The organism is Acuticoccus kandeliae, assembly GCF_003073115.1.
This window is the reverse complement of sequence record NZ_QBBV01000146.1, coordinates 1-319: the sequence shown is the minus strand read 5'-3', so window position 1 is coordinate 319 and position 319 is coordinate 1. Positions and strand designations below refer to the sequence as shown.

The following is a 319-nucleotide window of genomic DNA, read 5'->3' as shown; positions in this document are numbered from 1 at the left end:
CCCTGGCGAAAGAGGTTTACAACCCGAAGGCCGTCATCCCCCACGCGGCGTCGCTGCGTCAGGCTTCCGCCCATTGCGCAATATTCCCCACTGCTGCCTCCCGTAGGAGTCTGGGCCGTGTCTCAGTCCCAGTGTGGCCGGTCGCCCTCTCAGGCCGGCTACCCGTCACCGCCTTGGTAGGCCATCACCCCACCAACAAGCTGATAGGCCGCGGGCCCATCCCCCACCGAAAAAACTTTCCACCACCAACCATGCGATCAATGGTCCTATCCGGTATTAAACGCAGTTGCCCCGGCTTATCCCAGAGATCGGAAGAGCA

At 61.8% G+C, this 319-nt stretch carries 1 rRNA gene; it reads right to left on the bottom strand.

Annotated elements, in window-relative coordinates:
- A 16S ribosomal RNA gene (locus DBV35_RS29690) occupies positions 1-319 on the bottom strand; the annotation flags it as partial.